The 22,798-nt window shown below is 59.7% G+C and carries 19 protein-coding genes, 1 tRNA gene and 2 pseudogenes; 12 read left to right on the forward strand and 10 right to left on the reverse strand.

Features of this window, described 5'->3' with window-relative positions; translation table 11 throughout:
- Nucleotides 1–924, reverse strand: a 924-nt coding sequence (locus tag ABWY06_RS21865) for a LasA N-terminal domain-containing protein (RefSeq protein ID WP_353927698.1), incomplete at its 3' end; no start/stop codon positions are given.
- A 346-nt stretch (nucleotides 925–1,270) separates the two neighbouring features.
- Here ABWY06_RS21865 and ABWY06_RS21870 point away from each other — a divergent pair.
- A pseudogene (locus ABWY06_RS21870) lies at nucleotides 1,271–1,452 on the forward strand (hypothetical protein); the annotation flags it as partial.
- Nucleotides 1,453–1,464: 12 nt separating this feature from the next.
- On the opposite strand, the gene ABWY06_RS21875 reads toward ABWY06_RS21870, so the two are convergent.
- Nucleotides 1,465–2,178, reverse strand: coding sequence for a DUF4349 domain-containing protein (locus ABWY06_RS21875; protein WP_353927699.1), 714 nt, complete (start codon nucleotides 2,176–2,178; stop codon nucleotides 1,465–1,467).
- A 320-nt stretch (nucleotides 2,179–2,498) separates the two neighbouring features.
- On the opposite strand from ABWY06_RS21875, the gene ABWY06_RS21880 reads away from it, so the two are divergent.
- Complete coding sequence (locus tag ABWY06_RS21880) at nucleotides 2,499–2,726, forward strand: hypothetical protein (RefSeq protein WP_353927700.1); 228 nt, start codon at nucleotides 2,499–2,501, stop codon at nucleotides 2,724–2,726.
- An 82-nt stretch (nucleotides 2,727–2,808) separates the two neighbouring features.
- Here the strand turns inward: ABWY06_RS21880 and ABWY06_RS21885 are convergent, their stop codons facing one another.
- Nucleotides 2,809–3,870: an MBL fold metallo-hydrolase gene (locus ABWY06_RS21885; protein ID WP_353927701.1), complete on the reverse strand. Its 1,062-nt coding sequence runs from the start codon at nucleotides 3,868–3,870 to the stop codon at nucleotides 2,809–2,811.
- A gap of 156 nt (nucleotides 3,871–4,026) precedes the next feature.
- Between ABWY06_RS21885 and ABWY06_RS21890 the strand changes: the two genes are divergently transcribed.
- Nucleotides 4,027–4,638, forward strand: a complete 612-nt coding sequence (locus tag ABWY06_RS21890; RefSeq protein ID WP_353927702.1) for a TetR/AcrR family transcriptional regulator — start codon at nucleotides 4,027–4,029, stop codon at nucleotides 4,636–4,638.
- A gap of 101 nt (nucleotides 4,639–4,739) precedes the next feature.
- On the opposite strand, the gene arsH is transcribed toward ABWY06_RS21890, so the two are convergent.
- From arsH to ABWY06_RS21910, 4 genes are read right to left on the reverse strand one after another with little or no spacing between them, the layout of a single operon-like run.
- On the reverse strand, nucleotides 4,740–5,453 hold the full coding sequence (gene arsH / locus ABWY06_RS21895) for an arsenical resistance protein ArsH (protein WP_353927703.1): 714 nt from the start codon (nucleotides 5,451–5,453) through the stop codon (nucleotides 4,740–4,742).
- A 31-nt stretch (nucleotides 5,454–5,484) separates the two neighbouring features.
- A complete protein-coding gene (locus ABWY06_RS21900) occupies nucleotides 5,485–5,955 on the reverse strand; it encodes an arsenate reductase ArsC (RefSeq protein WP_353927704.1) in 471 nt (156 codons plus the stop codon).
- A gap of 45 nt (nucleotides 5,956–6,000) precedes the next feature.
- On the reverse strand, nucleotides 6,001–7,284 hold the full coding sequence (locus ABWY06_RS21905) for an arsenic transporter (RefSeq protein ID WP_353927705.1): 1,284 nt from the start codon (nucleotides 7,282–7,284) through the stop codon (nucleotides 6,001–6,003).
- A 31-nt stretch (nucleotides 7,285–7,315) separates the two neighbouring features.
- Nucleotides 7,316–7,672: a metalloregulator ArsR/SmtB family transcription factor gene (locus ABWY06_RS21910; protein ID WP_353927706.1), complete on the reverse strand. Its 357-nt coding sequence runs from the start codon at nucleotides 7,670–7,672 to the stop codon at nucleotides 7,316–7,318.
- Nucleotides 7,673–7,859: 187 nt separating this feature from the next.
- Here ABWY06_RS21910 and arsN2 point away from each other — a divergent pair, with 187 nt between their 5' ends.
- From arsN2 to ABWY06_RS21955, 9 genes and pseudogenes are all read left to right on the forward strand, one after another.
- On the forward strand, nucleotides 7,860–8,327 hold the full coding sequence (gene arsN2 / locus ABWY06_RS21915; protein ID WP_353927707.1) for an arsenic resistance N-acetyltransferase ArsN2: 468 nt from the start codon (nucleotides 7,860–7,862) through the stop codon (nucleotides 8,325–8,327).
- Between the two features lie 185 nt (nucleotides 8,328–8,512).
- Nucleotides 8,513–9,331 carry an AraC family transcriptional regulator gene (locus tag ABWY06_RS21920; RefSeq protein WP_353927708.1) on the forward strand — a complete coding sequence of 273 codons (819 nt, stop codon included), beginning with the start codon at nucleotides 8,513–8,515 and terminating at the stop codon, nucleotides 9,329–9,331.
- Nucleotides 9,332–9,662: 331 nt separating this feature from the next.
- Nucleotides 9,663–10,049 carry a cupin domain-containing protein gene (locus ABWY06_RS21925; protein WP_353927709.1) on the forward strand — a complete coding sequence of 129 codons (387 nt, stop codon included), beginning with the start codon at nucleotides 9,663–9,665 and terminating at the stop codon, nucleotides 10,047–10,049.
- 1,807 nt (nucleotides 10,050–11,856) lie between these two features.
- Nucleotides 11,857–14,763, forward strand: a complete 2,907-nt coding sequence (locus ABWY06_RS21930; protein ID WP_353927710.1) for a bifunctional diguanylate cyclase/phosphodiesterase — start codon at nucleotides 11,857–11,859, stop codon at nucleotides 14,761–14,763.
- A 151-nt stretch (nucleotides 14,764–14,914) separates the two neighbouring features.
- Nucleotides 14,915–14,991: transfer RNA gene (locus ABWY06_RS21935), tRNA-Met, on the forward strand.
- Nucleotides 14,992–15,159: 168 nt separating this feature from the next.
- A pseudogene (locus ABWY06_RS21940) lies at nucleotides 15,160–15,372 on the forward strand (integrase arm-type DNA-binding domain-containing protein); the annotation flags it as partial.
- Between the two features lie 935 nt (nucleotides 15,373–16,307).
- Nucleotides 16,308–18,353: a DUF262 domain-containing protein gene (locus tag ABWY06_RS21945; protein WP_353927712.1), complete on the forward strand. Its 2,046-nt coding sequence runs from the start codon at nucleotides 16,308–16,310 to the stop codon at nucleotides 18,351–18,353.
- A gap of 206 nt (nucleotides 18,354–18,559) precedes the next feature.
- Nucleotides 18,560–19,873 carry a hypothetical protein gene (locus ABWY06_RS21950; protein WP_353927713.1) on the forward strand — a complete coding sequence of 438 codons (1,314 nt, stop codon included), beginning with the start codon at nucleotides 18,560–18,562 and terminating at the stop codon, nucleotides 19,871–19,873.
- A gap of 95 nt (nucleotides 19,874–19,968) precedes the next feature.
- Nucleotides 19,969–20,568, forward strand: a complete 600-nt coding sequence (locus tag ABWY06_RS21955) for a hypothetical protein (RefSeq protein WP_353927714.1) — start codon at nucleotides 19,969–19,971, stop codon at nucleotides 20,566–20,568.
- Nucleotides 20,569–20,835: 267 nt separating this feature from the next.
- On the opposite strand, the gene ABWY06_RS21960 is transcribed toward ABWY06_RS21955, so the two are convergent.
- From ABWY06_RS21960 to ABWY06_RS21970, 3 genes are all read right to left on the reverse strand, one after another.
- Nucleotides 20,836–21,705, reverse strand: a complete 870-nt coding sequence (locus tag ABWY06_RS21960; RefSeq protein ID WP_353927715.1) for a restriction endonuclease — start codon at nucleotides 21,703–21,705, stop codon at nucleotides 20,836–20,838.
- Between the two features lie 135 nt (nucleotides 21,706–21,840).
- A complete protein-coding gene (locus tag ABWY06_RS21965; RefSeq protein WP_353927716.1) occupies nucleotides 21,841–22,242 on the reverse strand; it encodes a helix-turn-helix domain-containing protein in 402 nt (133 codons plus the stop codon).
- A 2-nt stretch (nucleotides 22,243–22,244) separates the two neighbouring features.
- Complete coding sequence (locus ABWY06_RS21970) at nucleotides 22,245–22,532, reverse strand: type II toxin-antitoxin system HigB family toxin (protein WP_353927717.1); 288 nt, start codon at nucleotides 22,530–22,532, stop codon at nucleotides 22,245–22,247.
- Between the last annotated feature and the right edge of the window lie 266 nt (nucleotides 22,533–22,798).

Here is a 22,798-nt window from a genome sequence, read left to right on the forward strand (position 1 = left end):
GATCTGGCACCGGGACATTACCGTTACCCGCCCGGCATGCGCGGCTGCCACGCTATAGGTGGCCGCGCCCCAACGAGGCCAGTCATAGGACACATCCAGCGACGAGTACGGGGAACCGGAACCGGTATGGGAATGCGCGCCGTTGGAGGTCCACGAATAGCCTTGATACCAGGGCAACTGCATCATGGTCGAGGGCGGAATATTCGCCGCCGTTAACGCTTTCTGCGGGACGGGTTGAGACCTGGACATCTGCTCGGCGCTGGCATTGAACAGTCGCGCAAACTCCTGATTGAAGGTCGACAGCGGCGCGGCGGCTTGAGTGAGTGCAGCCGACTTCTCCCGGGATTGTTCCTGGGACTGTTGCAGTACGCCCTGAATGGCCGCTGTCGCGGCGTTGAGCGCTCCCGTATCGCGGCTCATCGCCTTTTCAGGGACACGTGTCCGGCTGCCCCGTTGATACTCCTCGAAGCCATAGAAGCGCTGCGACAGCTGGGCCAGCACGTCGCGCAACTGCTTCTCGAAACCGCGCTTCTTGGACAGCCCGGCAAAGGGCGCCTTCAGCTTCTGCGCGTTGGGTGCGGAGAGCAGGCCGGATTGCTGCTCCATCAACGCCAGCACGACTTTCGGGCTGATGCTGTAGTAACCACTCCAATGGGCAATCAGCTCTTTTTTATCCCGCAGAAACGGCGCATTGACCGCCAGATAAGTTTCCAGATCGAAAGCTTCCGCATCCGCGGCGTACAGAAATAGCTCATTGCTAAAAGGCTGTTCAATGCTGGCGGGCGCTAACTTCTGCACTTCCTGGGCCGTAAAACTGTAGGCAGGCTGAGTGAGTTCTGTCGCGCCGACGGAGAAACTCAGCGTTTCAATGAGAACAAATGAAGCCAATGCCAAAGCGGGCTTAATACCATTACTGCTGCTCATAAATCTATCCCTCTGAGTACTGCTGCTCAATCGTCAGGAATTGACAACGTCGCCAGAGTAGCCAGGGCAGATTAATTATCAAGGCAGCATTACAGAACAAAAATGCATTTGCGACAGACCCGACAGCGTATTTGACGTTCCCGTCACAATGGTTTGGCGAAAGCGAAATAGCGCATTATTTAAACGGACGTTAGTTCCGGATCGATATGTGAATCAATAGCCGGCGGCAAGTTATTGCCGTCGTTTTTCTGACACTATTTGAAAATAGGCTGTACACGCAAAACCCTGGGGAGGGGCTGTTATTTAAACGGACGTTAGTTCCGGTTTAATAGCAGCAAGAATAAGACGCCTGCAACGGGCGCTCGAAGACGGGTGCCCGCCGTTCTCCGGCTATCCCTGTACTACCCGGGTCGCCGGCAACCCTCGCCCGCCTTCGCGCGGGTAGTCGAGGCGCTGCGCGTGAGCGCCACTGTGCGATACGCGCCGGGACAGGCTTCGCGGCCAGAGGCCGCTCCTACACCCCGGTGAGCCGCCTGCCGCCTACTCGCGGATGATAAACAGCTTGGTGACGAACCACTCGGTGCCCTTATACAGGTAGCCCAGCGGCCCGTAGATGGTCGCCGGTTTCTCGGCCTCCTGCTGGTGCAGTTCGACGCGCACGGTGGCCATCTGGATCAGGTCCTTGAGGATGCGCATGCGCGCTTCCATGGAGTCGATATCCGACTGGATGCGGTTCAGCTCGGTCTCGATCTGCAGGATGTCCTTGATGTCCCGAGCCTTGCTGAGCAGCGCCTTGAGCCGGTCACGCAAGGCGATGTTGTTCTGCAGGCGGGTTTCCACATCGACGTACTGTTCAGTGACGTCCTCGCCCTTGATATGGCGCGACAGCACCTTGCCACTTTGTTCGACGCTGCCCAGCGCCGTTTCGAAGGCCTCCTTCGGCACGCGGAAGACGAAGTTCTGGCTGAAGTCGCCGCGGTCATTTTTCTCCTCGACATAGCCGCCCAGCGCCAGCATGCGTTCGCTGAGCCGGTCGCGGGTCTTGGCCAGGTCCGCCACCTCCAGGGTGAAATCGGCGCGCCAGACCAGCAGGCGCCCAGAGGCCTTGCCTTGCATCGGCGTACTCGCCGGTGCCCCGGCCATCGATTCGGCGGCCCCACCGCCGAGGTCAGCGCCCTTGGAAGAGCAGCCGGCCAGGCCCGCCAGCAGCGACAGCAGGGCCCAGGTGGTCCATCGATTCAGGTAGGTTTTCATTGTTCGCGGCCCTCTTGGCCCATTGCTGTTTAACCGGCGCGGAGCAGACGGGGATTGCGGCTCCAGGGGGGGGCCCCGGCTTGATAAAAACAGGAGGAAGCGGGATTACTAAAAGGCGGGGAAATGCGGGGTGCTTCACGACCCGAACGTCCCCCGGGGTAAGCTGGACAACCTCGCGGCCATTACAAGTCGCTGCGCCCGAAACATTTCGTCCCGAGGACGGGGCTTATGTAGGTTTACCGTCGCTCTGCCAGCGCTTGCAGGGTTCAAGCGCCAGAGGCTGTGGTAGGCGCCGCCACGAACAACCGGGATAGGGATAAATGAATTACATCAGTGGCGAACAGGTAGCGGTCGGTGACTCGGTGATGATCGAGCACGGACGCACACCCGGACGGGTGCATGCCGTGATCGAGAGCCCGGAGGACAGGGCCGAGTGGGGGCTGGAGGCGCCTTGCATCATGGTTGCAACGACGCCCTTTGACCTGGTTGCCTGGCCAGCATCCGACGCCCAGGATCCGCTCATTTTCGTCGAACGAGAGCGGCCATAACCGTCATTGGATTCGCCGATATCCATCCCGACGGCAGTTCCGCCTGGTTGCAGATCGGCGAGGTGTCCGAGGGCGCCCCAACCTAACGTGCAGGTTCGGCTGCCAGCTCGACCGCGCGCAGCTCACGCCACCAGGGGGCGCCGGGCTGCGGTCGACGCATGTCCAACTGCTCACCCATGCGCGGCGTGGCCAAGGGGATATTGGCGGCGCCGGCCAGCGCGCTGATGCGCTCGAAAGGGTCGTACCAGGGGTGCAGGGCCAGATCGAAGGTGCCGTTGTGGATCGGCAGCAGCCAGCGTCCGCCCAGGTCGATATGGGCCTGCAAGGTCTGCTCCGGCAACATATGGATCTGCGCCCACTGGGCGTCGTAAGCACCGGTTTCCATCAGCGTCAGGTCGAAGGGACCAAAGCGCTTGCCGATCGCCTTGAAGGCGTCGGAGTAACCGGTATCGCCACTGAAGAACAGACGAAAATCGCCGTCGAGTATGACCCAGGACGCCCACAGGGTTTTATTGGCATCGAACAGGCCACGCCCCGAGAAATGCTGCGAGGGCGTCGCGACCAGGCGCAGCCCGCCGAGCGTGACACTTTCCCACCAGTCCCGCTGGTGCACCTTCGCCGGCTCCACGCCCCAGCCGATCAGGGTATCGCCGACGCCCAGCGGCGTGACGAAATGCTCGGTCTTGGCCGCCAGCGCGCGAATGCTGGCCTCGTCCAGGTGATCGAAATGGTCGTGGGAGAGGACCACGCCCTTGAGTGGCGGCAACTCCTCGATGGAAATCGGCGGTGCGTGGAAGCGCCGCGGACCGGCCCATTGCACCGGCGAGGCACGTTCGGAGAACACCGGGTCCGTCAGCCAGTAGCCGCCCTGCAGCTTCAGCAGCAGCGTGGAGTGGCCCAGGCGAAACAGGCTGCGGTCAGGCGCCGCCTCCAGTTGCGCGCGGGTCAGGGCCAGCACCGGCACGGGCGCCGACGGCACGCTGTCGGCCGGTTTGTAGAAGAGAAAATTCCACAGGATGCCCAGGGTCTTGAACACGCCGGTCGGAGTGGTCGGGGTGCTGTTCTGGAAGCGATCCTCCACGAACTGGGCGGACTGCGGGTAGGCGACGGAACGGGACGGCGTGGCAAACAGGCAGGAGGTCATAAGGCTACCTAGAAGCAGAAGGGTAAGCGTGCGGCGTTGCATGGCAGTTCCCCGGCACAGCCGGCTGGGCTAAATTACACTGGCGAGTGTAGTTTTGCTTTTTTGAAAAGTAAACTTATCGGTGTAAAATAAAATCGACTCCCTCGGAACACCGCCATGACCGCTCCCCAGCGCCTGACCGACCGCAAGCACCAGGCCATCCTGCTGGCCGCCATCGACGAATTCCGCCAGCACGGCTTCGGGGCCACCAATATGGACCGCCTTGCCGCGTCGGCCGGGGTGTCCAAGCGCACCGTCTACAACCACTTTGCCAGCAAGGAAGCGCTGTTCGGCGAAATCCTGATGGAACTCTGGCGCCGCGCCGCCCAGGTCGACCTGGTTTACCAGGCCGCGCGCCCGTTGCGCGAACAGCTGCTGGAGCTCACCTGGCAAAAAATGCGCATGCTCAACGACCCCTGCTTCCTCGACCTGGCCCGGGTGCTGGTGGCCGAAATGGTGCTGTCGCCGGAGCGCGGCCGCGAGATGATGGCGCGCCTGGGTGACAAGGAAGAGGGCGTGATCGTCTGGCTGCGCGCCGCCCTGGCCGATGGTCGCCTGAAGCCGGTCGACCCGGTGTTCGCCGCCCACCAGCTGCAGGGCCTGGTCAAGGGCTTCGCCTTCTGGCCGCAAATCGCCATGGGCCAGCCGGCCCTGTCCGAGGCCGAACAGGCGCAGGTGGTGGAGGCCACTGTGGATATGTTCCTGGGCTATTACGGACTGCCGGCGTAAGGCTAGCACCGGCCAGCCTGGAGGGCGGCCAGCGCGGCCCAGGTCAGGCGCGATCGCTCACGCACGACCAGGCGAATGCCCTCCCCCGCAGGCAATAAGGCTTAAAGGGACGGCTGGTTGACGCGCTGAGACAGGGCCTCAGCCGACTCCTTGCGCTCGGAGTAACGGTCGACCAGGTAGTCCTGGCGGTCCCGCAGCAACAAGGTGAACTTCATCAGCTCTTCCATCACGTCGACCAGGCGGTCGTAGTAGGCCGAGGGCTTCATTCGCCCCGCCGCGTCGAACTCGTTGAACGCCTTGGCCACCGAGGACTGGTTGGGGATGGTGAACATGCGCATCCAGCGGCCCAGCACCCGCAGTTGATTGACCACGTTGAACGACTGCGAGCCTCCGCAGACCTGCATCACGGCCAGTGTCTTGCCCTGGGTGGGGCGGATCGCGCCCAGGGCCAGGGGCACCCAGTCGATCTGCGCCTTGAACACCGCGCTCATCGCGCCATGGCGCTCCGGCGAACACCAGACCTGGCCCTCGGACCACTGCATCAGCTCGCGCAACTCCAGCACCTTGGGGTGCGTGCTGGGCGCATCGTCCGGCAGCGGCAAGCCGGAGGGGTCGAAGATCCGCGTCTGCGCACCGTAATGCTGCAGCAGGCGCGCCGCCTCCTGGGTGAGCAGGCGGCTGAACGACCGTTCGCGGGTCGAGCCGTAGAGCAACAGGATCCTCGGCGGGTGCCCCGTCGGCTCAGGGGTAGCGAGCTGCTCCAAGTCGGGCAGGTCGATCAGTTCGGGATCGATATTGGGCAGGCTGTCGTGCATGTCAGGGGCTCCAGGCGTGGCCTTGCGGGGTTCAAAGGGTACCGATGCGAATCAGCTCGACCTGCAGGCGATCGCGGCTCAAGTCCGCCAACGGCAGCGCCAGGAAGGCCGTGACGCGCCGCCGGATCGTCGCCAGCGCCGCCTGGAACGCGGCGCCGATCTCAGCCTCCGACCCGCTGACCAGCGACGGGTCGACGAGGCCCCAATGGGCCTTGAGCGCGGGGCCGAAATAGAGCGGGCAGGCTTCATCCGCGGCGCGGTCACAGACGGTGATGACCAGGTCCGGGGGACTGTCCTCGAACGCCTCCGAGGCCTTGCTGCTCAAACCCTCGATGGCGATACCCGCGGCGGCCAGGGTCTGCAGCGCACGTGGGTTGACCCGCCCGCTGGGAAAGCTGCCGGAGCTGACCGCCACCAGGTGCGCGGGCGCCAGGTGGTTGAACAGCGCCTCGCAGAGGATGCTGCGGCAACTGTTGTGGGTGCACATAAACAGGATTTTCATGGGAGCTCCTTGGCGCCTGGGAAGGGAATGCCGACAGCCTGGCCGTCACAGGCTCAGGCGCAGGGCCAACGCACAGAGGGTGGCCAGCAGGATCGGCAGCGTCAGCACGATGCCGGTCCGGAAGTAGTAGCCCCAGCCGATGCGGATGTTCTTTTGCGCCAGCACATGCAGCCAGAGCAAGGTGGCCAGGCTGCCGATGGGGGTGATCTTGGGACCGAGGTCGCAGCCGATGATATTGGCGTACACCATGGCCTGGCGCACCAGCCCGTCCACCTCCGCCGCCTGGATCGACAAGGCCCCCACCAGCACGGTCGGCATATTGTTCATCAGCGAGGACAGCAGCGCGCTCAACAGCCCCGTGCCGAGCGCCGCGCCCCAGACACCGTAGCCGGCGAAGACCTCCAGCAATTGCGCGAGCCGGTCGGTCAGCCCGGCGTTCTTCAGGCCGTAGACCACCAGGTACATGCCCAGCGAGAAAATCACCACCGACCAGGGCGCCCCCTTCAGCACCTTGCCGGTGTCGATCCCATGGCCACGGGCGGCGATGCCATAAAGGACCACCGCGCAGGCCACGGCAATGGCGCTGATCGGCACACCCAGCGGCTCGATGACAAAACAGCCAAGCAAGAGCACGGCGAGCACCCACCCACCGGCGACGAAGGTGGCGCGATCACGGATCGCCTGCTGCGGTGCCAGCAGCTGCCCCTGTTCATAGGTGACGGGCAGCTCGCGGCGGAAAAACCACAGCAGCATGCCCAGGGTGGTGGCGACGCTGACCAGGCTGACCGGCAGCATGATCGCGGCGTATTCACCGAAACCGATCCCGAAAAAATCGGCGGAAACGATATTCACCAGATTGGAGACCACCAGCGGCAGGCTCGCGGTGTCGGCGATAAAACCGGCCGCCATCACGAAGGCCAGGGTCGCCGCCGGCGAGAAGCGCAGGGTCAGCAGCATGGCGATAACGATTGGCGTAAGAATCAGCGCCGCGCCGTCATTGGCAAACAGCGCCGAAACCGCCGCACCCAGCAGGATGATCAACACGAACAGCCGGCGTGTGCTACCAGCGCCCCAACGGGCCAGGTGCAAGGCGGCCCACTGAAAAAAACCGGCCTCGTCCAGCAGCAGGCTGATGACGATCAGCGCGATAAAGGTCGCCGTGGCATTCCACACCAGGTGCCACACCAGCGGGATATCGCCCAGACTGACCCCGCCGCTGAGCAAGGCTAGCGCCGCGCCGAAGCTGGCGCTCCAGCCGACCCCCAGGCCACGGGGCTGCCAAATGACCAGCAGCAGGGTGACGAGGAAAATCAGCAGCGCGATCGACATGCAAACCACTCAGTTGAGCAAGGAACGGGCGTCAACAGCACAGCGCCTGCTTGACGGGGCGGCCGTCCATTTCGCAAAGCCGCCGTGCCTGGTTTTCCAGCCAGGCCTGGTTGGCCTCGACCACCCCCTTGAGCAGCTCAGTGGCCCAGGCGGGCAGCTCGGGGTGCAGGCGGTAATACACCCATTGCCCCTGGCGCCGATCCGCTAGCACACCCGCCGCCCTGAGCACGGCCAGGTGACGGGAGATCTTCGGCTGACTCTGGGCCAGGGCGGCGGTCAGCTCACATACGCACAGTTCACCCTCGCGGGCGATCAGCAACGTCATGCGGGTACGGGTATCGTCGGCCAGGCACTTGAACAGTGCCGTGGGATTTATAAGCTCGCCCATGGAAGCCTCCAGGGTCCGTTGGCCTGTCGCGAGGACGGCCAACGGGCGGCGTCGTTGCAGATGAGACACAGGATATACGAATATACATATATATGAAAAAACTAATATAACGCTGCTCCCGTACAGGAGAGGATATTGGCCTCCCCCGCACCTGCAGTGGGTCCTCCGCAATCGACAGGAGAGGTTTATGGATCAGCCACACACCCTTCGAATCCGCCGGCTCAGTGACCAGGATTACCCCCAGCTGCATTCGGCCTTGGTCTCGGCCGGGCTGCCGAGCGAGGACATTCGCCTGCCGGGCAGGACGTTTTACCGCTTCGACCGCGCGGGTGTAACGCTGGGTTATGGGGGCTTCGAACGTTATGGCGACCAGGGCCTGCTACGGTCCCTGGTGATCGAGGCGGCGCACCGCGGCCAGGGTTGGGGCATGCAGGTTACCGCCGAAATCGAAGCCCTGGCGCGCGCAGCCGGCATCCTGCAGTTGCACCTGCTGACGACCAGCGCCACAGCCTTTTTCGAGTCCTGTGGCTACCGGGTGCAGCCCCGCGCCATGGCCCCCTTGGCCATCGCCGGAACCACACAGTTCCAGGACCTGTGCCCCGCCTCCGCGACTTACCTGAGCAAGACCCTGGCGCCTGGCGCCGCAGGTCAATGACCTATGTCCGTTTTGTGGCGGATTGCCTTGGGCGGTCTGGCGTGGAGAGCGGGCGAGCAACAGGCCCGGCCGGCGGCCGACGCCAGGTAAACACCCACATCAATCGAGGTGGGCGGCGATTTCCACCCGCGCGCCTGGGGTATAGTCGGCCCACCTTCCGCCCATTAACCCTGCGTGGCGAGCACATGACTACCCATGACCGCGACTGGCTACAGCGCCACGTACAGCCTTCGGGCCTGGAACGGATCGAGGCCTTTTTCGGCGGGCACGCCTACAGCCCCCATCGGCATGACACCTATGCCATCGGCCGTACCCTGGCCGGGGTGCAGCGTTTCCAGTACAGGCGCGACAGATGCAACAGCCTGCCCGGGGTCACCATGGTGTTGCACCCGGACGAGCTGCATGACGGCGAGGCGGGAACCGAGGATGGCTTTCGCTACCGCATGCTCTATGTCGAGCCGGCGCGCTTGCAGGAGGCCTTGGGCGGAAAGGCGCTGCCCTTTATCCAGGGCGGCCTGTCCACCGATCCACGCCTGTTGCGCGCCACCCAGGCCCTGCTGCAAGGCCTGGATCGCCCGCTGGACCCACTGGAAGAGCAGGACGCGCTGTTCGACCTGGCCCAGGCGCTAAGCGCCTCGGCGGGGCAGACACCGGGGCGGCAGTCCTTCGATTTTCGCGCCGCGCAAACCGCCCGTGAGTACCTGCACGATGCCCTGCAGCGGCCGGTGACGCTGGAAGAGCTGGCCGTGGCCAGCGGTCGCGACCGGTTTGCCCTGTCACGGGATTTTCGCGCGCTGTTCGGTACCAGCCCCTACCGCTACCTGACCCTGCGCCGCCTGGACCTGGTACGCCGCCTGATCCTCTGCGGCGTGTCCCTGACCGACGCCGCCGCCGACGCCGGCTTCTGCGACCAGAGCCATATGACCCGTCATTTCACCCAGGCCTACGGCCTCTCCCCCGCCCGCTGGCTACGCGCCCTCAACCGCGCACCGGTGCAAGCCTAAAACCGCAAAACCGCAAAAATCGCAAAAATCGCAAAAACCGTAAACCGCAGGATGGGTTGAGCGAAGCGATACCCATGCGGTGGTTGAGCGAAGCGATACCCATGGCGTAGCGAAGCAATACCCATGCTGTGGCGTAGCGGAGCGATACCCATGCCGTGGATGTAGGCCAGCGATACCCACGCGAAAAAAAGACGGTGGGCTGTCGCTGAACAGCACACCGAGACCACCCCGCAGTTTCATGCCCCCTACCCGCCTGCACGATCATCCAAGACGCCCAAGTCGTTGTCCCCTTAGCCTACTCATCCTGTTCAAGCCAACGAGGTCCGGCCCCATGTCCACTTCACCCTCTCCCGCCGTCCGCTCCCCCATCAACCTGGCCGGCAAACTGGCGCTGATTCATGAGCACTGGGCGCCGCGGGTGGTCGCCGAAATGAACGACTACCAGTTCAAGCTGGTGAAATTCCACGGCGACTTTGTCTGGCACACCCACGAAGACACCGACGAGACCTTTATCGTGATCCACGGCCAGCTGCGCATCGAACTGCGCGACGGCCCGGTGATTCTCAATGCCGGGGAGCTGTTCGTGGTACCCAAGGGCGTCGAGCACAAACCCTGCGCCGATCAGGAGGTGCAGGTCATGCTGATAGAACCCCGTGGCGTGCTCAATACCGGCGACCAGGGCGGCGAGCGCACCGCCACCAACGACCTGTGGATTTGACCGAGGCACCGACCCGCTGCGGGGGCACCCGACGCTGGCGCAAACCAGAGTCGGCGCCTCCCGGGATTGCCCCTCCACTGCGCCCCCCAAGGCAGTCCAAAGGTGCGCCTAGGCCCGCTGCATCGACTTACCCCCATTCGGCGTGCATGGAGCTGTGGATAAGCTGTACAGCAAGCGCTGCAGCCCGGTAGCCCCGTGGCCTGCCGAGATACGCTGGTTTTTTGAGCAGTTTCAGTTACTTAGCTAAAAGTTGCGCACACTGGCTGTGCAGCGAGCTGTGGATAAGCTGTGCGGCCTCCGCCACAGGCCAGCACGGCCGGGCCCTGCAAGGCATTGATGCTTTTTTGACCAGCGCAGCAGTGGTTTTAGCCTTTGTTAAAAACACCTGGTTTCACCGCATTCATTCCCTACTGCGCACCGAGAACTCGCCAGCGGACGAAGCGATTGCACAGTCCGTAAACCTGAAAGACCACCACGGAAGATCTCCTCCCGGGCCAAAACGACGGTATAAACCACGCGCCGGCCGGCCCTGGCCTGCATCCCAGACGGAGCCTCAGGGACTTACCCCCATTCGGCGTGCATGGAGCTGTGGATAAGCTGTACAGCAAGCGCTGCAGCCCGGTAACCCCGTGGCCTGCCGAGACATGCTGGTTTTTTGAGCAGTTTCAGTCACTTAGCTAAAAGTTGCGCACACTGGCTGTGCAGCGAGCTGTGGATAAGCTGTGCGGCCTCGGCCACAGCCCAGCGTGGCCGGGCGCTGCAAGGCATTGATGCTTTTTTGACCAGCGCAGCGGCCGATATGACCAAGGAGTAAAAGCGCTTTACGCCACGGCGCCCTGCCCCCTTGGCCAACCGACAACTGGCCGGCGGGCGGCTCGATAGACAGCACCGACAACCGGATAACGAGACAGCGGGCAAGGCCCAACCCGGCCAAACCGACGGTAAAAACCATGCGCTGGCCAGCCTCTGTCTGTCCCCTAATCACCGCTTCAGGTACTTACCCCCATTCGCCGTGCATGGAGCTGTGGATAAGCTGTACAACAAGCGCTGCAGGCCGGTAGCCCCGTGGCCTGCCGAGATACGCTGGTTTTTTGAGCAGTTTCAGTCACTTAGCTAAAAGTTGCACACACTGGCTGTGCAGCGAGCTGTGGATAAGCTGTGCGGCCCCCGCCACAGCCCAGCGCGGCCGGGCGCTGCAAGGCACTGATGCTTTTTTGATCAACTCAGCGATCGTTACCAAGTAAATGGCCAGTGCCTTATGTAGCACCCATCGCCCCGCTGAAGCACGCTGCCAATAGGGCGTTTGGCGAAAACACCAGCGGGCGCTGCGCCGCGATACGCCTCCACAGACAGCACCGGTTCCTGCCTCGCGGACGCGCCCATGAGGCTTTTTCTCAGGCCTCGCCCACAGCCCAGGCGCGGTCCCGGGCACTTACCCCCATTCGGCGTGCATGGAGCTGTGGATAAGCTGTACAGCAGGCGCTGCAGGCCGGTAACCCTGCGGCCTGCCGAGATACGCTGGTTTTTTGATCAGTTTCAACGAGTTAGAAAAAAAGTTGCGCACACTGGCTGTGCAGCGAACTGTGGATAAGCTGTGCGGCTATCGCCCCAGGCCTGTCTGGCCGGTGCTTAGGGCCCGGCGGTTGTTTATTGATCGATGGGATGCCGAGCCAGAGGGCATTCCGACCCCTCCCCCAGCGGCTCCGCTATGCTCACTGGCGCCCCTCCGGGATTGGCCGAGCAACTTGCCAGCATCCCTGCTCTACCCCGAAGATGAGGTTGGTCAGCGTCTGGTCCTGGAGTAGTAATGCAATCACCGGCCTCGCCCCCCGACACAGCTGCCCCGAACGCTCCCGCCAACGCCGTTTTCAGCACGGCGTCCGCGGCCCCTGCCGGGACCGCGCCAGACCCCATCGAGCGGCTGCTCGCCGAGGCGCGCACGCACCACCCGGCACTGGCCTGGGGCTGGTACCGTGTCGCCGAGGCCTTGCACCTGGGCGGCCAGGGTGCATCGCCGCTCGCCTGGCCGGCGCATATCGACAACCAGGCCTTCGAGGCGTTCTGCCAGGCGCCAGCGTTGCACCGCTGGCCCACCGGCCACGGCGAAACGGTACTCGGCTGGTTGCTCGCGCCCGCCAGGGAAGCGAACAACCCGGCGCTCGCCGAGCTGGCCCGAGGCCTGGGCGCGCACCTACAGACCGCGACCCTGGCACGGGCCCAGGCGACCCAGCGGGTGCTGTATGAAATTACCTACCTGGCCAGCTCCACGCGCAACCGTTCGGACTTCCTGGAGGGCGTGCACCATCAGCTCGCCAGCCTGATCGATGCCGAGAACTTCTACCTGGCACTCTTCGACAGCCAGAGCGGCCGCATGACCTACCCCTACTATGTCGACACCATCGACGTCGACGCCCTGGAGGCCGAGAACTACGAATACCTGGACCGCAGCCACCTGTCCCTCACGGCGCAGGTGCTGACCAGCGGCCAACCGCTGATGGTCGACGCGGCCGGCATCGCAGCGGCGCAGGCCCAGGGGCGTTTCTATTGCGTGGGCGACCGGCCGGAATTCTGGATGGGCGCGCCGCTGAAGAACGCCGCCGACGAGGTCTTTGGCATGCTCGCCATGCAGGTGTACGACATTGCGCGGGTGTACAGCGTCGAAGACCGCACGCTGTTTCTGGTGGTGGCCCGCCATGTCGCCATGGCCCTGGATCGTATCCTGCACCGCGTCGACCTGGAGGCCACGGTCAGCCGCCGCACCCAACAGCTCTCGGAGCTCAACCGCACCCTGCGCCAGGAAGTGGCGGAACGCGAGCGCGCCGAACACCTGCAGAATGCCCTGTTCCAAATCGCCGAGCTGTCCAGCCAGCCGGGCGACATGGCCGAGCTGTTCCGCCACCTGCACGGCATCGTCGGTGAGCTGCTGTTCGCGCGCAATTTCTATATCGCCCTGTTCGACGACGCGAACGCGGAGGTAACCTTTCCCTATTACGTCGACGAGCAGATGTCCGAAGCGCCGAAACCTCGCCGTGGACGCCACGGGCTGACCGAATACGTGATCCGCCAGCGTCGCCCCTGCCTGGTCGATTACGACGAAGCCTCGCGACTGATGGCTGCGGGCGAGATCGACCACGCCGAGGAAGCCGTGCGTGCGCAGTCCTGGCTGGGCATCGCGCTGTTCGATGACGACGCGGTGCGCGGGGTGCTGGCGGTGCAAAGTTATTCGTCGGCGGTGCGCTACTCCCCGCGCGACCAGGAACTGCTGACCTTCGTCTCGCGGCATATCGACACGGCCATGGCGCGGCGCCGCGCGGCTCAGGCCATCCAGGCCGCCAACCTGGAACTGGAGGCGCGGGTCGAACGCCGCACCCGCGCCCTGGACCACGCCAATGCCCGCCTGCTGCACGAGAACAGCCACGACGCGCTGACCGGCCTGCCCAATCGCAGCCACCTGCAGCAGCGACTGAACGCCGCCTGGGCCGAATTCCAGACCCAGCACAGCCCCCTGGCAGTGATGTTTATCGACCTGGACCGCTTCAAGCTGGTCAACGACAGCCTTGGCCATCACTTCGGCGACCTGCTGCTGATGCAGACGGCCGGGCGCCTGCGCGCGTGCCTGCGCGGCAGCGACCTGCTGGCCCGCCTGGGAGGCGACGAGTTCGCGGTGTTGGCACCCAACGCCACCCAGGAGGTCGCGATCGCCATCGGCGAGCGTATCCTCGGCGCCTTCGAGCACCCCTTTCTGATCGAGGGCCACCGGGTGTTTTCCTCCTGTAGCGTCGGCATCGTCAGTGCCGACGAGCAGCTGCACCAGGAACCCGCTGACCTGCTGCGCGACGCCGACACGGCCATGTACCGGGTGAAGAACGGTGGGCGCGACAGTTTTGCCGTGTTCCACCAGGAACTGCGCCGCGAAGTCTCCGGCCAGGTCGACCGCGAAGGCGCGCTGCGCAATGCGTTGAAGCGCGACGACGAACTGCGGCCGTATTTCCAGCCCATCGTTTGCCTCGAAAGCGGCGAACTGGTCGCGTTGGAAGCCCTGATCCGCTGGCACCAGGCCGACGGCAGCGTGATCGCCCCAGGGCAGTTCCTCCCTGCCCTGGAAGGGTTGCGCCTGATCGGTCGGCTGGACCTCTATATGCTCGACGCCGTGGCGACCATCCTCGCCCAGCCGGCCCAGGCCGATTGGCCACCGGTGCACGTCAACTGCTCCAGCTACAGCATCTCCCGCCCGGAATTCGCCGACGAGGTACTGGCCGTGTTGAGCCGGCACAACGTCGCCCCCGCCCGGCTGTGCCTGGAGTTGACCGAGGGCGCGCTGGTAGCCGAACCGGAGCTGGCGCGCCTGACCATGCAGCAACTGGCCGACGCCGGCATGTCGGTGGTGCTCGATGATTTCGGCGCGGGGTTTTCCTCGCTCAGCTATGTGCACCAGTACCAGTTCAGCGGCTTGAAGATCGACAAGTCCTTTATTTTCGAACTGACCCGCAGCCCACGCAGCCGGGCCATAGTCGAGGCGATCGTGCGCATGGCCGAATCCCTGGGGCTGACGGTGGTGGCCGAGGGCGTGGAAGACGTCGCGACCTTCGAGCTGCTGCGCGAGATGGGCGCGGGCCAGGCCCAGGGTTATTTTTTCGCCAGGCCCCTGCCCCAGGAGCAGCTGGTCGAGGTGATGCGCACCTTGCCCTGCTGCCAGCCCAACGCCCCATCCTGACGGGTCCCGCCGCCGCAGGGCGGCCAGTCGCCACGCGGCCTGGCGCGGCCCGACTGAACCCCAGGCGGCGCCTAAGCGCTTGATCGCACGTATAAATCTGGAAAGTTAAGCTTGACAGGTGCGCCGGCTCCGAGAATAATGCGCGCCACTTGGCTACGTAGCTCAGCTGGTTAGAGCATAGCATTCATAATGCTGGGGTCCGGGGTTCAAGTCCCTGCGTAGCCACCAAAACCTTGTTTCAGCCTGTCTCTGACGGTCTCTGAAACACCCCAAGAAGCCCGCCCCGTGCGGGCTTTCTTGTTTCTGGCTGTCTCCCCCTGTATCCCCCTATCCCGACCCAGCATGTATCCTGGCGTGTATCCTTAGCAAATAATTGAACCGAAGGGATACACGGTCGTGAAGCGCTCAGAAATCAAGCGTCGCCCCCTCTCAGACACCGCCCTTGCTGGGCTGGAGCCGGATGCCAGCGAGTACCGCGAGCTGGATGGCAATGGTCTGTATTTCCGGGTCAAAGCTGATGGCCAGAAGTCCTGGCAGCTGCGCTACAAAAAACCTGACGGCAAATGGTCGTGGCTGGGCCTGGCCAGCATCGGGCGCGCGCAGTCATCCCCCCTCCTCACCTGCCCGCTAAATCGAGTGCTTTTGATGCACTCAAATGCCGGCCTGAACAGCTAGCCAGGCCTGGCGCCGGCTGCCAGCGAGGCACCCTGAAAAATCATGCGTTTTGCTGCAGGTAGGGCCATTAAAAGCGCACGCCAGGGGATGGGGTGGACGTGCATCGCGGCCCAGCACCTTCGGCGGGGCGATTAGGCATTCCTGAGCAGGCTTGAGCGGGCCGAGGCAGGCTTAAACAAGGGGCCAATTCAGCTCCGAACCCAGCCCGCAGCACCCGCCACCGAGCAGACCCTGGGCACTGACCTTTGCCCCTGACGAAACCCAAAACCAGGCCCGCGTTGCAATCGTTTAGCCAGCGTCTACCGTTGCAGTGAATGCAATTTGCCGAGGGAACCAGGGAACAAGGACACAGCCCAGCAACCATGCGGGCTGCAGCGATCCCTTTAAGAAACAGATGTAGGGAACAAGGGAACACAGATCTTAGTTATAGAGGGCCTGGCCTCCGACCGAAAATAGCTCTGTTACAAATTAATCGCGTTTTTGTTCCCTGCTGAAAAAGCGGGGGCACAGGCAACCAGGCTGAAAAGCCCGAGATAGAGCGGTTGTGCCCTCAGGGCCAGAATCCCTCGGATTTTTCTAGTCAGGTGTGAACAAGGGGGGTAAGGCGATATTTTTGTTGACAAATATGGCTCAGCAATAATCTCCTCCGTATCGACGAAGCTAAAGTAGTAATCGGGAGTACTATGTGGCCCAAGCGAAGCATGCCCTGAAGGAGTGAATATAAATTTTCATCACCCCGTGGTCATTAACGTAGCCACCAGTCTTGATCTGGCATTTACACTCCCGCGTAAAATTGGGAGCTATACTTTTAATGCATGCCATTGAATAGCCATGACTCCGGCCACAACAATCAAGATCAAGGTGCCTATATGCAACCTAATAAGACTACAGTCATTGGACTATTCAGCACGCCTCAGCAGTATCAGATTCCTATTTTTCAGCGGGGCTACGTTTGGACATTGGAAAAACAGGTCGGGCCATTATGGGCAGACATTCAGGATCGTGCAGATGCCGTTTTCAAACAACTTGTACCGATAGATATCGGTGCATCGACAGGGAACGTATCACTCCAAAAACATTTTCTCGGCTCTATTGTGATGACACCGATACCGAGTAGCTTCGGTCAAGTTTCGGCCTTTGAAGTAATTGACGGCCAGCAGCGTTCCACCACTCTACAAATTCTGCTCCTGGCATTTCGTCATGCTGCGATGGAGCTTAACGAAGCTTACATTTCGGAAAGACTCAGCCCATCAGTTCGTAATCATGGACCGTACGATCGCCCTGAGGACTACTATAAAGTATGGCCAACCCAAGCCGGGCAAGATGAAATTCGATATCTAAATAACCAGAGCCTGAGCATTGGTGATTTATACGATAAATATCCCGCCCGTGATGGCCGCAAGAAAATCGAACGCCCATTAATGGTACAAACCTTCATATATCTATATCACGCTTGCTTAGCCTACATGAGAGGAGTTGATCTCGCCGATGAAACAAACACCAATGCTGGAGCTTCGACATTCGGAAATATTCTCATTTCAGAGATACGACGCAACGACTGTGTAAACGCCTTGGAAAGTCACCTTGCCTCTGATCCAAAACGCGCCCAATCATTATATATGGCACTGTCTGATCAAGTTCAAATAATGACACTGACTCTTGAACCCGAAGATGACCCGCAAGTTATTTTCGAGACCTTGAATGCGCGTGGCGAACCGTTACTGGCATCTGATCTAATACGAAATTTTGTCTTTTTGGAGGCCGCACGTCACGGACAAGCCGTTCAAAATCTTTACGATAAATATTGGAGTCCGTTCGATATCACTACAAATAATGGTGGAAAGGGAGCAAATACCTATTGGCGAGAAAAGGAAAGACTAGGGCGACTCGCATCCCCCCGAATTGACCTTTTCTTCTATAACTACACGATTCTTCGTAGTCAGGATGGAGTACTGACCAGCCATGTATTTCAGTCATTTAAATTGTGGTGGCAAAAGAAACAACGCGACCTGAACGAGGAATTAGCGCACCTGGTAAAATCCAGCAAGCACTTTCAAGAATTAGTTTCGCCTAACGGCCCAGAGTATCTTTCAGAGTTCGCGAGACTCATAAAATCATTGGACGTAGGTACTATCGCGCCAGTGTATCTCGCCTTACGCGAACGACTGGACGCCGACAGTCTGGAAATGAAGCAGGCGCTGGGAGACTTAGCTTCCTATCTGACGCGGCGCGCTGTTTGCGGACTGAGCAGCAAAAGTTACGGTCATTTTTTTATGCGTGTAATGCGGGCTATAACGGAAACCACGACAGATCCGCACGTGGCATTACGGCAAGTATTATTGACAGCTACCACTTCTAGTGAAATATGGCCTGACGATCATATTTTTGGCGACCATTGGTGCAAAAGCCCAGCCTATACGCAACTACGCCCCACCAAAGTTATTGGAATTTTGCGGGCCTTGGAATATGCTGCCCGTGGTTCCAAGCAGGGCTGCAGTCATGTCCCGTGCACTTTAACAATTGAGCATGTAATGCCACAGAGCTGGAACAGAGTCCCGGCTTACCAAATCTTAAACATGACAAATGACCAGGCCCAGCTTCGTGAAATTGCTCTACAAGGATTCGGCAACCTTACTCTACTGACTCAGCCATTGAACAGCAGCCTTAGCAACCTCCCTTTTGTTAATGAAAACAGCAAAATTGGCCAGAAACTTCCGGACAAACGTTCTCAACTTGGCGATAGCGCATTGTTGATTAATACTTATTTCCAAAAAATCGGTATTTCAGTATGGAATGAAGATGCAATCGCGGAGCGTGCCAGGTCTATGTTGAGGGCAGCGATTCTCGTATGGCCCCGACCAGTAAACTCGGTTGTCGAACCAGACATGGTGCGCTCTGCACTCTCTGGGAGTTGACAAGAAAGTGAACACTCTACAAATACAGCACATTCCGAGCGTCCCGGGACTTAATCTAGCAAACATTCTAAATGGCCAGACTGTATTCCATACAATACCAGAGCAACTAAACTATAATCACGTCGTTTACAGCAAAAGGGGAGCGGAGTACTTTACAACAACTACTTCAACCCATCTCATCAACTCATTTGATTCCTGGAGACATCTTGCAGCAACTTAATGCAAATACCATTGAGGAACTACAAAACCTAATAGCTCAATTTGGTGACGAGGTCCTATTTCGCGGCCAGAACTCACGCTATGGCGAAATTGATAGACCCTCTATTGTCACCTCATTTGACCGACAGGGATGTATACCAAGCGAAATGTTGAAGTGGAGCAGATATGCAAAAAACGTTCTGCGAGTTTTCCTAGAAGGACACATGGACGATTTGGGATTCCAACAAGCGCTTCTACAGCATTACGGTTGGCGCTCGTTCTATATTGACTGTTCTTCTAATCCGGCAGTTGGCGCATGGTTCGCCAGCCATAAATATCTAGATAACATCACAGTCGAAATTAGTGAGGATTGTGAAGAGCAACCTGTCATGTTACGTAAACGTGCTGCACGGTACGAATTCGAGGAAGGTAATGGTTACATCTACGTACTCGATAAAACCATCGCAGCAGAGGTTGGATTGGTTGATTTGGCAGCTCTAACAATTGAAGGGAGCCGACCTCGAACGACCGCACAAGCAGCATGGCTACTGGGACCTCTTCGTAACAAACCTGTGCCGCATGGATGTTTTCTCGCTCAAATTTCGGCAAATAGAGCGATTCTTCGCGATTTTGCAGCGTCTCATGGGCTCACAGATACTAACTCCCTGTTCCCACCTGTTGCGGAAGATCCTATCCTCAAAGCTCTCTTGGGATTGCCATGGAGTGAAATCCCAAGTGCGCAAGGGTCAAGAATTTCCATACCTGCATTCAAGCGAGCTTTGGAATTGCCAGAGTACCACCCAAGTTTCGTAAAAATCGCGTGGCCGAACACTGCTTTTTTTAGAGGTGAAAAAATATCCGAAACATTGATTCCAGTAGACGGGCTTACTAACGGCGGAATTTCAATTAACGTGCCCGAAATAGTACTGTTCGGATCAGCCAACATAGATACCCCCATGAATTTTCCTCACGTTGAGGCACTAGTCAATGAACATAACGCTGTCTTATTCGAAATTGACGCACTAATTCAGCATGTAAACATGGGACACCTCGCCCTATATCAAAAGGGAATTTGCGTGATGGCTCGCGGCCCCGATTTATATGAGCTATGTGAACTGCTGGTTGAACATCCAGGTCAAAAAACCACCAGAGCCGGAGTCAACCATGGTATTTATTATCGGAAGCAACCCAATGGCCTATGGATACGAGAGCCTAACGAACAGGAGTGCTCTTGTGGAAATTCCGCTGTGCATGATATGCATATTTCAGCACTCCACATAGCCGAATGTTATATTGCGAATCCTGAAGATTTCGAAGATTAATCAGCTAAAGCGATCAGGGTAATTACTCCTATTCACTCCGACCCGTTAATTTAGTTTACTTACCCCGCTTATCAAGCGTGAACAAGGAATTTCGCATGAAGACTATATTTTTAATTACACTACTGGCAACATCCACCTTAACACCTTTCGTTGTATTCGGTTCAGAGGTAACGCAACAAAAATTAAACGAACTGATTGATGGCATAGGCTACTTATGCGGAAACGACGGCAATCAAGAAAAAGACCAGAAGCCAGAGGCAATAATTGAGTCTTATAATAACCAGCTCAAACAGAGAAAAGTTGAGCTGCAATCTCACATTGCGGATATTGGAGGGTGGGATCTTTCGACTAGCGTAGAGGAAGCTGTTTTTTCTAATACAACGCGGTCCACTACCAGAATCACACAATTAATTTATTTACTGGGGGCCGCTGACCCTTCTTATGCGAATCCAGTGTTGCAACGAATTTATGATCAGTCCGAATCTATAGCCGAGACTACGCTACAGGTGGATATTCAGCCTGAGATTCGAGCAGATGCTCTAAACAGTAGTACAATCGACATTACAAGTGCAGTAATTGACGCAATTGAGCTCAGCGGCACTACCAGCCTAAATGAGATTCTTGAAAAAGAGGCTGTTTCCACCAAACCGTTATCGAATAGAGCGCGAGAAGTTCTAAAGAACCTCAAAGGGTGAATACCAAAATGCCCCGTTAAGCGGTTCATTTGCAGTTCAGAACCGTTTCAGGGCGCGCAACGAAATCCGTGCATGCCCTCCCTCAGCAGCTGATGAAGCCAAAAAATATTCGGATAACCAGGACAGCGCTGAATCCTTCGCGCAATTTCCAGGCCTGAGCCGCTAAAAACGGACCAGCGAGCCCCACCATGTATCCCAGCATGTATCCCCGAAATTTATATATCCGTAGAGGCCCCTAAAACAAAGGGCTTCAGACTCGAGTTCAGGTCACTGCGTACCCCGGCATTTCGGGTACGTCGAACAACCCCAAAACAGATTCCCGGTATTCACTCCCCGCTTGGCCGTGCGTTGCTGCATGGCGGAATTACAAATCGGACAATTCGGCGCAGCGGTTTGAATAACCGACGCGGGGGCTGATGTTGGTGGATCTGATACAGGAGCAGAAACGGCGGGCTTGGGCGTCTGACTGCGCGCAGCGGCTATCCAGCGTTTCAGTTCGCTGTTATCCACCAGGTGGATATTGCGGCCGCTGGCAAAGGCCTTGGCCTCGGCGGTAAAGGTGCCCGAGGTCACCACATATCCGCCCACGGCGCCCTCGGCCGCCATCACGCCGAAGAACTCGCGGATCACGGTCACGCCGACCTTAAGCGCTCGCCATTGCTTGCATTGCACCAGATGTTTCTCGCCGCTTTTATGCAGGATCAGGTCGATGCCGCCGTCCGGGCCGCTGCCGCCCTGTTCGCTGACGGTAAAGCCCTGGCGGCGAAAGGCTTCGCCGACCAGCAGCTCGAACTGCTGCCAGCTGATGCCGTCCAGGGTCTTGCCGGGCTGGGTAGCGCTGGCGACATCGAACAGCAGCTTGCGGCGCCGTATACGGCCGATGACCGAGCCGATAGCGCCGAGCCCAAAGGCGACTGGCAGGATGTATTGACCGCCCATGGCCAGGGTGCGAAACATCTGGCCAACCACCAATTGACCGAGCTGTTGAGTGTCCTTGACGGCTGCCGGCTGGCTGATGGCAATGGGATGCAGAATGAACCAGGCCGCTACAGCGAGCAGCACACCCACCCACCAGGGCAGGCGACTGATGAGGGTGATCAGGTCTTCGAAAGCGGAGGTTCGTTTACGACGGGCCATCCATGACTCCAAACTGCCCTTATTGGCTAAATGCCATCTCCGTCACACTAGCGCTCCATGAAGGCAGTCGTAAAGCGACATGCTGGAAATCGAGCGCGGTCGAACGCCACACCCAGATGTCCTCTCCGGGTTAGCTCAGAAAAACACCTCCGCCGACACGCCAAAGCGTGAGGCCAGGGCGCGGATCTGCCGCACATTGAGTTGGCGCTTGCCGCCCAGAATCTCCGAGAGCACGGACTGAGCGCCCACTTCCGGTAGATCCGCCTGGCTCAGGCCGTGCTCCTGCATCAGGTAGCGCAGGACCTCGACGCCCCCCACCGCGGGTATGGGCCGGCGGGCTTCGTCATACGCCTCGATAAGGTCCGCCAGATGCACGACCAGGCTGGCCAACGGATGGTCTTCATCCTCACCGACCATGCCCAGCAGTTCATCCAGGGCGCTGACCAGCGCGTCGTAATCGTCTTCATTGCCGGGCTTGGCGAGCAAGGGCGCCACATAGCGCCAATGCTCACTGGCCTGTTTTATGAGCGAGGTCATCGTCATTCCCTCCACTTGCCTTTGTCATATTCCGCATGGTCCAGCACCTGCTGAATAAACAGCTTCTGCGCCCGGTAATGCACCACTGCGATAAGGCGCAGTTTGTTACCACCGATATCGAAGACGTGTTGCGTCCCCAACTTGTCGACGGCCGGGAACAGGCCTTTCATTTCGGCGAAGTCCTTGGGGCTGTGAGCCTTGACCAGTCGATACCAGGTAGCGAGGGCAGTGGCCGCCTGCGGCCATCTCGCCTTGGCTTCCCAGATACGCTTCTGAGTGATGACGTGCATAGCGGCCCCGATATCGCAGATTGCTATGGCCTACAGCCTACCTCAGACCATAGCAAACCGCGATACAGCAACGTGTCCAATCGTCTGAAATTGAGGCGGCCCCTCACAATGCCTCCACCGGGCGCCAACGGCAAAACCGGTCAATGCCACTGCCACCGCACCTCTGCTCGAGCATTGTTCAGGAAAAGTCTGCCTGCACTTGGGCGCTTGTCCGCGTGGGTTACGCCGCGCAGGGAGTTCGGCGTGCTTTGCCAGACCGGCTTTCG

Origin of the sequence: Pseudomonas sp. (assembly GCF_040514055.1) — a bacterium.
Taxonomy (GTDB): Bacteria; Pseudomonadota; Gammaproteobacteria; order Pseudomonadales; family Pseudomonadaceae; genus Aquipseudomonas.